General features: G+C 64.8%; 1 pseudogene. It reads left to right on the top strand.

Annotation, left to right across the window (positions count from 1 at the left end):
• A pseudogene (locus ACTHTY_RS11840) lies at positions 1–457 on the top strand (lytic transglycosylase domain-containing protein); the annotation flags it as partial.

Raw genomic sequence — 457 nt, 5'->3', positions numbered from 1 at the left:
GGTTTTCGGCGTAGCAGCCAGGAAGTCGGCTGCTACGCCGAAAACCTGCAAGACACCGGCCTGACGGCAAAACTCGTCCGCGAAACCGGCCGCCTGCCGCAAGGCTGCACCGCCTTAATCGAAACCCGCGCACGGGAAGGCCGTCTGAACACCACCGATGCCTGGCGGCGCGTACGCGGCCTGATTGCCAACAACCAAACCACCGATGCCTCCCGTCTTGCCGCCGCCCTCGGCAGCCCGCTTGAAGGCGGCAGCGGGCAAGGCGCGCAAGAAAACCTCCTGCGCGGCATCATCGGCGCAAACGCACAAAAAAGCCCGGCGGCAGCCCAAAACCTGAGCAACCAGGAAAGCCTCTTCACCCGCGAACAGGCCGGATTCGCCTGGGGCGTGCTGGCGCACCGTCAGGCCAAAAGCCAAAACTTCGCTACCGCCCTCGAATACTACCACCGTGCCGACC

The sequence above is a fragment of the Neisseria sp. P0019.S002 genome, assembly GCF_051957155.1.
In the GTDB taxonomy this organism is placed as follows: domain Bacteria; phylum Pseudomonadota; class Gammaproteobacteria; order Burkholderiales; family Neisseriaceae; genus Neisseria; species Neisseria perflava.
Note: the sequence above shows the minus strand (reverse complement) of the source record. Positions and strands in the feature narration are given on the sequence as shown.